11 protein-coding genes are annotated in these 7,140 nt (G+C 64.8%); 4 read left to right on the top strand and 7 right to left on the bottom strand.

Annotated features, from left to right (window positions below):
- The 3 genes from PMI15_RS04330 to PMI15_RS04340 all read left to right on the top strand — a co-directional run.
- The coding region (locus PMI15_RS04330; protein WP_007864225.1) for a dihydrodipicolinate synthase family protein at positions 1-212 on the top strand (212 nt) is incomplete at its 5' end.
- Between the two features lie 85 nt (positions 213-297).
- Entirely contained in the window at positions 298-1,392 is a 1,095-nt protein-coding gene (gene bamC / locus PMI15_RS04335; RefSeq protein WP_007864227.1) for an outer membrane protein assembly factor BamC, read from the top strand.
- 48 nt (positions 1,393-1,440) lie between these two features.
- Positions 1,441-2,214, top strand: coding sequence for an MBL fold metallo-hydrolase (locus PMI15_RS04340; RefSeq protein WP_007864229.1), 774 nt, complete (start codon positions 1,441-1,443; stop codon positions 2,212-2,214).
- A gap of 83 nt (positions 2,215-2,297) precedes the next feature.
- On the opposite strand, the gene PMI15_RS04345 is transcribed toward PMI15_RS04340, so the two are convergent.
- The 3 genes from PMI15_RS04345 to PMI15_RS04355 all read right to left on the bottom strand — a co-directional run bounded on the left by PMI15_RS04345 (position 2,298) and on the right by PMI15_RS04355 (position 4,544).
- Positions 2,298-2,540, bottom strand: coding sequence for a hypothetical protein (locus PMI15_RS04345; protein WP_036837460.1), 243 nt, complete (start codon positions 2,538-2,540; stop codon positions 2,298-2,300).
- Positions 2,541-2,785: 245 nt separating this feature from the next.
- Complete coding sequence (locus PMI15_RS04350; protein WP_007864230.1) at positions 2,786-3,298, bottom strand: hypothetical protein; 513 nt, start codon at positions 3,296-3,298, stop codon at positions 2,786-2,788.
- 43 nt (positions 3,299-3,341) lie between these two features.
- Positions 3,342-4,544 (bottom strand): cupin domain-containing protein, encoded by a 1,203-nt coding sequence (locus tag PMI15_RS04355; RefSeq protein WP_007864231.1) that lies wholly within the window; start codon positions 4,542-4,544, stop codon positions 3,342-3,344.
- Between the two features lie 14 nt (positions 4,545-4,558).
- Here PMI15_RS04355 and PMI15_RS04360 point away from each other — a divergent pair, with 14 nt between their 5' ends.
- The gene (locus PMI15_RS04360; RefSeq protein ID WP_007864233.1) at positions 4,559-5,083 is read left to right on the top strand and encodes a peptidylprolyl isomerase; all 525 of its coding nucleotides are present in this window, start codon (positions 4,559-4,561) and stop codon (positions 5,081-5,083) included.
- Positions 5,084-5,129: 46 nt separating this feature from the next.
- On the opposite strand, the gene PMI15_RS04365 is transcribed toward PMI15_RS04360, so the two are convergent.
- From PMI15_RS04365 to PMI15_RS04380, 4 genes are all read right to left on the bottom strand, one after another.
- Positions 5,130-5,663 (bottom strand): glycine zipper 2TM domain-containing protein, encoded by a 534-nt coding sequence (locus PMI15_RS04365; protein ID WP_007864234.1) that lies wholly within the window; start codon positions 5,661-5,663, stop codon positions 5,130-5,132.
- A gap of 184 nt (positions 5,664-5,847) precedes the next feature.
- The gene (gene dut / locus PMI15_RS04370) at positions 5,848-6,294 is read right to left on the bottom strand and encodes a dUTP diphosphatase (protein WP_007864236.1); all 447 of its coding nucleotides are present in this window, start codon (positions 6,292-6,294) and stop codon (positions 5,848-5,850) included.
- Positions 6,295-6,298: 4 nt separating this feature from the next.
- Positions 6,299-6,742 carry a hypothetical protein gene (locus PMI15_RS04375; RefSeq protein WP_007864237.1) on the bottom strand — a complete coding sequence of 148 codons (444 nt, stop codon included), beginning with the start codon at positions 6,740-6,742 and terminating at the stop codon, positions 6,299-6,301.
- Positions 6,739-7,140: phosphopantothenoylcysteine decarboxylase (locus tag PMI15_RS04380; protein ID WP_007864239.1), on the bottom strand; the 402-nt coding region annotated here is incomplete at its 5' end. The genes PMI15_RS04375 and PMI15_RS04380, both read right to left, overlap by 4 nt.

The raw sequence follows: 7,140 nt of genomic DNA on the forward strand, positions 1-7,140 counted from the left end.
TGGCGGGCGACACCCGCCGCGCCATGGAATTGCAGCTCAAGCTCCTGCCGCTGCACAGAAACCTGTTTATTGAAGCCAACCCGATTCCCGTCAAATGGGCCATGGCCCGGATGGGTCTTTGCGGCGGCACCTTGCGCCTGCCCATGACGCCGCTGGAAACATCGAACGAAGCGGCCGTGGAAAACGCCTTGCGCGCCTGCGGCCTGATTTGATTTGCCTGATCTGATTTTTAAGGGAACCCAAGTGAAGATATCGCCAACACGTCCTGCATTTTCAAAAGCCCGGAGCGCCGCAGCCGTGTCCGCGCTGGTTGCCCTCGGCCTGCTCGCCGGCTGCTCCTCCCTGCGCGAGGTAATGGACGGTGAACGCGTCGATTACAAGAGCAGCGGCGCCAAGGGCCCTTCGCTGGACATCCCCCCCGACCTGACCCAGCTCAGCCGTGACACCCGTTACGTGGTGCCCGGCACGGCGGTGTCCGCCAGCAGCTACCAGGTGGGCCAGCCTACGCAGGCCGTGCAGACAGCCACCGCCGCCGTCGGCGACGTGCGCATCGAGCGCGCGGGCACCCAGCGCTGGTTGGTCGTCAACCGGCCCGCCGACAAGCTCTGGGGCCCTGTGCGCGACTTCTGGCTGGAAAGCGGCTTCCTGCTCGCGCAGGACCAGGAAAACCTGGGCATCATGGAAACCGACTTCGCCGAGAACCGCGCCAAGCTGCCGCAGGATTTCATCCGCAGCGCGCTGGGCAAGGTCTTTGACGGCCTCTATTCGACCGGCGAGCGCGACAAGTTCCGCACGCGCCTGGAGCGCCGCCCCGATGGCGGCACTGAAATTTACGTCAGCCACCGCGGCATGGTGGAAGTGATCACCGGCGGGAAAACCGGCAACGCCGCTTCCGGCGACAGCACGGTCTGGCAGCCTCGTCCCGCCGACCCGGAACTTGAAGCCGAATTCCTGCGCCGCCTGATGGTCAAGCTGGGCGTGTCGCAAGAGCAGTCCAAGGCCCTGGTGGCCGCGGGCGCCACCAAGCAGACCTCACGCATCGCCACGGTCAACAACCTGCCCGTCGTGCAGATCGACGAAGGTTTTGACCGCGCCTGGCGCCGGGTCGGCCTGGCGCTGGACCGCACCGGCTTCACCGTTGAAGACCGCGACCGCAGCCAGGGCACCTACTTCGTGCGCTACGTCGAGCCGGTCACCAACAAGACCGAGCCCGGCTTCTTCAGCAAGCTGTTCAGCGGATCGCCGGCCGCCACGCCGCCCTTGAAATACCGCATCGCCGTCAAGAGCCAGGGCGAGAGCACCACGGTTTCCGTCCTCAATGCACAGGGTGCCGCCGAATCGTCGGCCAATGCCCAGCGCATCGTGCAGGTGATTGCCGACGACCTCAAGTAATCCGGGCTTGCCGCCCGACGACCGCCCCGGCCACGCATTGCGACGCCTATGTTGAGGTTCAAAAGCCTGGGCAGCGGCAGTTCGGGCAATGCCACCGTGGTCGAAGCAACGGGAATCGCGCCTTCGCGGGTTCTTGTCGACTGCGGGCTGGGCCTCAAACACCTGCTTTACCGGCTTGGCGAGGCCGGGTTGCAGCCCGAGGACATCCATGCCGTGTTCATCACGCATGAACACGGCGACCATATCGGCTGCGCGCGCTCGCTCGCCCTGCGCTACCGCATCCCGGTCTGGATGAGCCACGGCACGCATGCCGCCATAGGCGCGCCGGATTTCGACGGGCTGCTGCACATCGCGCGTGACAGCAAGGCCATAGAACTGGGAGGCCTGCAGCTCACACCGTTCACGGTGCCGCACGACGCCAGGGAGCCCTTGCAGCTCAGCTGCAGCGACGGTTCGGCCAAGCTTGGCATCCTGACCGACCTGGGCCACGCCACCACCCATGTCATGTCGCATCTCATGGCATGCGACGCCCTGATGCTGGAGTGCAACCACGACACCGATATGCTGGCGCGGTCGTCGTATCCGCCCTTCTTAAAGCGGCGCGTGGGCGGGCAGTACGGCCACCTCTCCAATGCCGCGGCGGTGGAAATTGCCCGCACCCTGGTTCATGGGCGTTTCAGGCACCTGGTGGCCGCGCACCTGAGCGCGCAGAACAACCGGCCCGCACTGGTGCAGGCGCTGATGGCTGAAACCTTGGGTTGCGGCGCGGACGACATCGTCGTGGCCGGGCCCGACACCGGAACGCCCTGGCTTTCGCTTTGAGGCCGCGGCATGGGCCCGGCGCTTGCCGCGTCCACGACAGGGAAACAGCGGCCATAAAAAAAGCCGCCTTGCGGCGGCTTTTTTCAACTCGCTGAAGAATTACTTCTTGGCAGCGCTGGCAGCAGCGGTGGTTGCAGCGGCGGCAGCAGCTTCAGCGGAAGGAGCAGCGGATGCGGCGGCGGCAGGTGCGGATGCATCGGCAGCGGGAGCGGATGCAGCAGCGGCTGGTGCGGAAGCTTCAGCAGCAGGAGCAGGAGCTGCAGCGGCTGGTGCGGGTGCTGCGGCTTCTTCTTTCTTGCCGCAAGCAGCCAGTGCAACAGCGGCAACGATAGCTGCCAAAACGAGGGACTTGTTCATTTTTACGATCCTTGATGATATTTAAGAAAACAATTTCCGGAAATTGTCAAAAGAAACCCAAACCGGAATTCAAGTTATTTTTGACCGGGGAAAGGACTCGAGCTCTTTCTACCCAGCTTTAAATTATATGCTGGATATTACAAGTCCGGAAACCCTTAGTCGGCAAAGCATGACCGTATAACGCCCCCGCGTGAGGCTTGCGCAATCCTTGCGTTCAAAGGCCCAGGGTAGTGGCCGGGAAGGCTGGTGAACTTTTCAGCAGCCTTTCATTGAGCCGCTCCCTCAGCGTGACCCGGCGCGCCGGCTCGGACCCGGCCATGCCCGTGCAGCGCTGCAGGTCCAGGCGTTCAAAGACCCAGCCCGGCCCCAGCAAGGCGCTGGGCAGGTCATCGGCCGGGGCCGACGCGTTGGCACGGCATTCAATGATGTGGGCCCAGGTCCGCCGCCAGGTGACGAATCGGGCATGCCGGCGCAGCACCTCGTCGTAGTTCCTGGCCAGCATGGTGAAGGTCCGGCCGGTTTTGGACCAGTCGTTCAAGGCCTGCACCACCACGCGCTCCCCCAGAGGCCAGTCTTCAAAATCCGGGTCGCAGACGATGATTTCACGCCAGCCTTGCTGCGCCGCCGCGGCAAAAGCCAGGCGGATCATCTCGGTGAAGTCGACGCGCCCGCTGAAACGGCCTTCCGGCAAGGCCTGCGGCGGGGTGGGTGTTGTGTCAGTCTCCATGGAGTATCTCCTTGGCAAAAGTGGCTAACAGGTGCTGGCCGGATCAGGAATCCGCGTGCGGCTCCTGTCGCAGCCAACCGGCATCATGCCAGTCGCCCAGCAATGCCATCGCCGAGGCGCCGGCCTTGCGCAACTCCTGCGGCGCCAGGCCGCGTCCGTCGGCCAGCCGGCGCATCAGCGTCGCATCCGCGCCTTTGGCTCGGTAGCTCTCCCCGTTGATAAACACATGATCGGCGTCATACATCATCCGCGTGCGCGCATCCAGCCTGACCCCTGCCCGGCCGGCCCGCGCGGCCTCGGCATCCCATTCATCCGCGGCTTCGTCAAACCACACGGAGGGCTTGGGCTCGGTCATGTACTCGCCCAGCGCGCAGGCCAGCGCAAGGGGGTCTTTCAGCGCGTCCTGCACGGCCTGGCTGGCGAAAGCGGCCAGCTCTGACGGCAAAGCCGCCGGGGTGGCGGTGGCGTCCTGCGCGGGATCGCGGTAGATCTCGGGGGCTTTGGCTGTGCGGCGACCCGCGGGGGCATCCGACTGCCGGTCGTCCTCGCTGAATTCCGCCAGGCGCTGCAGCAGTTCCGCCGCCAGTTCGCTACGCCCCGGTGACCTGAAGCCAATCGAATAGGTCATGCAGTCGCCCGACACCGCCGCCTCGGCAATACCGTCATGGGCATAACGCGGGGGCAGGTAAAGCATGTCGCCGGCTTCCAGCACAAACTCCTGCTCAGGCTCGAAGTTCTGCAGGATCTTCAGCGGCACGCCCTCCTGCAGGCTCAGGTCTTTTTGACGCCCTATTTTCCAGCGCCGCCGCCCGCTGGCCTGCAGCAGGAACACGTCATAGCTGTCAAAGTGCGGCCCCACGCCACCACCCGCCGTGGCGAAAGAGATCATCAAGTCATCAAGCCGCGCATCGGGAACGAAACGAAACCGCTGCAAAAGCTCGTGCGCGCCGGCGTCATGCAGGTCTACGCCCTGCACCAGCAGGGTCCAGGCCTTCTGGCTCAGCGGCGGCAGGCTGCGCGGCGCAAAAGGCCCCTGCTTCATGCGCCAGCCCTTGGCCTGCTGGACGATCAGGCGCGACTCCACCTGTTCGCTCGCGGCCAATTTGAACAGGGCCGCGCGGCTCAGCAAAGGCTGGAATCCGGGCAGCGCCTGGCGAACGAGAAGCGGCTTTTTCTGCCAGTGACGGCGCATGAATTGCGCCGGGCTCAGGCCGGCAAGGAGCGCTAGAGATTGGTTTACATCCATGGGACAATTGTCCGATGAAAATCACCCCGCAATGCGTCGTAGCCCTAACATGGACGCTGAAAGACACCCTGGGCGATGTGCTGGATGAGCTGGATGAACCCATAGAGTTCCTGCTGGGCGGTGACGACCTGCTGGCCAAGATCGAGCAGGCGCTGCAAGGCCATGAAGCCGGCGACAAGCTTGAACTGCACCTGGAGCCCGAAGACGCCTTTGGCGACTATGACGAAAGCCTGGTGTTTCTCGAGCCCCGCAAGGTTTTTCCGGCCGAACTCGAAGAAGGCATGACCTTCGACGGCGCGGCCCTGCCCAAAGGTGTCAGCGGAACGGCGCCGCACGACCATATCTATACGGTCACCGAAATCTATCCCGAGCACGTGGTGCTGGACGGCAACCATCCGCTGGCGGGCATCGCCATCCGGCTGGCGGTCAAGGTCGAGTCGGTGCGTGAAGCGAGCGAAGAGGAAATCGGCCAGGGCTCCCTGGGCACCGGTTTCTTCAAGCTCGAGCCGCTCACGCCCGGAAGCGGCACCCTGCACTGAGCAAAAGGCGGCGGCAGCACCGTCCCGCCTTTCAGGCTCCTGCTGCTTACATGCGGTACAGCAGGCCGTTCTCAATCCTCACGCGGTCACCTATGCGCAGGTCGCCGGTGGAAGGCACGTCATAGGCACGGCCGGTGCCGTTGTCGAGCTGCACGGACACGCGATAAGTTTCACGCACCGTGGTGTTGCGGTTTCTTTCAATCGCATTGCCGGCCACGGCGCCGCCCACAGCGCCGGCAACCGTCGCCACGTCCTTGCCGGTGCCGCCGCCGATCTGGTGGCCCACCACCGCGCCGGCCACACCACCGAGGATGGCGCCTATGCCTGAGCTCCTGGCTTGTTCCGGGGTGCGAAACACTTCAACGTTGCTGACCCGTCCGTATTCGACATAGCGGTTCTGCTGGTTGGCGGGATAGCTCCCAGCGGGATAGGTCTGGTTAGGGTAGCTGGCGGTGTTGGGGTAGGCGGGCGGGTAATTCGCGTCGGACGTCGGCGGCGGGTTCATGGGTGCGCAGGCGGCCAGGGCGGCCAGCGCCAGCACCATGGACGCAGATGAAATAAAGCGGGATGTGTTTCGCATGAGTCTCTCCTGTTGGTAAGTCATGAGATCCCGGCACCACAGGCGCATGGACTCTCATGGCTTATTAAGGATGCGACCCGCTCCTCCCCGGGTGGGGATTGGGCCTGTGGTGGCGTGGGAGCCGTGTTGCAGGGGTTGTAGGAAAAAACCCCCACCTCTGCGCGCGACAGCCAGGGCGCCGGGCTCAGGCCTTGCCGGTGGAGCCGTAGCCGCCCTCCCCACGCTCGCTGGCGGGGAATTCGGAGACCACGTTGAACTGCGCCTGCACCACGGGCACGATCATCAGCTGCGCGATCCGCTCCATGGGTTCAATCGTGAAGGGCACGTCGCTACGGTTCCAGGCGCTGACCATCAGCTGCCCCTGGTAGTCGCTGTCGATCAGGCCCACCAGGTTGCCCAGCACGATGCCGTGCTTGTGGCCCAGGCCGGAGCGCGGCAGGATCAGCGCGGCATAGCCCGGGTTGCGCAGGTAGATGGCGATGCCGGTGGGCACCAGTTGCCAGGCATTGGCGGCCAGCGTGAGCGGCGCATCCAGGCAGGCGCGCAGGTCCAGGCCGGCGCTGCCGGGCGTGGCGTAGGTGGGAAGGTTGTTCTGAAGGCGCGGGTCGAGAATCTTGACGTCGATGTGCATGAAACTATTTTCTACGGAATGGTTGATTTTTTTGGGCCCCTTCGGCCTCTTTGGCCGCTTGCTGCGCCAGTTCGCGCAGGCGCTGGAGCAGCGCCCCGGATGAGCGGCGGTTGGCCTGGAAGATCGCCCACGCGCCATATACCAGCAGCACGGGCAGGAACAGGAAAGCGGCGCCGGGCACCACCTCGGACAAGACCTGGGTGGCGATCCACAGGATAAGCACCCATTTGACGTGGGTGACAAAGGCGGCGCCGGTGACTGCGACCGGTTCAGGTTTGGCGGGCGGCGTAGCGATGCCGGCCGGAGACGGTGGGCGCGGCGCGGTCTTTTCCCGGGGCTTGAGCCGGTCTTCACGGGCTTCGGCCGGCGCATGCGCATTCGCACGGGTCAGGCGCTCCACATAAGCCACAAAATCGCCGTCCGGCGGCGTGTTGGAGGGAAGGTTCACGATGCCGCCGCTTTCCCTTTGGAGGCATCCGCCATCCTGGCCGCGATCTCACCCATCAGTCGCCTCGCCAGCGAGAGCTTGGAAGCCCGGGGCAGCGCAGTGCTGCCTTTCGCATCCACCAGCAGCAGCGCGTTGTGGTCCTGGCCGAAGGTGTCGGGGCCGATGTTTCCGACCAGCAGCGGCACTTTTTTACGCAGGCGCTTGGCTTCGGCGTTTTCCGCGAGGTCCTGGCTTTCCGCCGCGAAACCCACGCAGAAAAGCCGGCCGGCCTGTGCCGCAGCGGACTGGGCCACGCTGGCCAGGATGTCCGGATTCTCGGTGAACGCGAGTTGCGGCGCCTGGCCGGAGCCGTCTTTCTTGATTTTCTGGGCCGAAGGCGCGGCGGGCCGCCAGTCGGC

The organism is Polaromonas sp. CF318 (genome assembly GCF_000282655.1).
Lineage (GTDB): Bacteria > Pseudomonadota > Gammaproteobacteria > Burkholderiales > Burkholderiaceae_C > Polaromonas.

Excerpts from the sequence above, each read along its gene's own strand:
- PMI15_RS04340 (WP_007864229.1), top strand. The coding sequence starts at position 1,441 with ATGTTGAGGTTCAAAAGCCTGGGCAGCGGCAGTTCGGGCAATGCCACC.
- PMI15_RS04350 (WP_007864230.1), bottom strand. The coding sequence starts at position 3,298 with ATGGAGACTGACACAACACCCACCCCGCCGCAGGCCTTGCCGGAAGGC.
- PMI15_RS04355 (WP_007864231.1), bottom strand. The coding sequence starts at position 4,544 with ATGGATGTAAACCAATCTCTAGCGCTCCTTGCCGGCCTGAGCCCGGCG.
- PMI15_RS04360 (WP_007864233.1), top strand. The coding sequence starts at position 4,559 with ATGAAAATCACCCCGCAATGCGTCGTAGCCCTAACATGGACGCTGAAA.
- PMI15_RS04365 (WP_007864234.1), bottom strand. The coding sequence starts at position 5,663 with ATGCGAAACACATCCCGCTTTATTTCATCTGCGTCCATGGTGCTGGCG.
- dut (WP_007864236.1), bottom strand. The coding sequence starts at position 6,294 with ATGCACATCGACGTCAAGATTCTCGACCCGCGCCTTCAGAACAACCTT.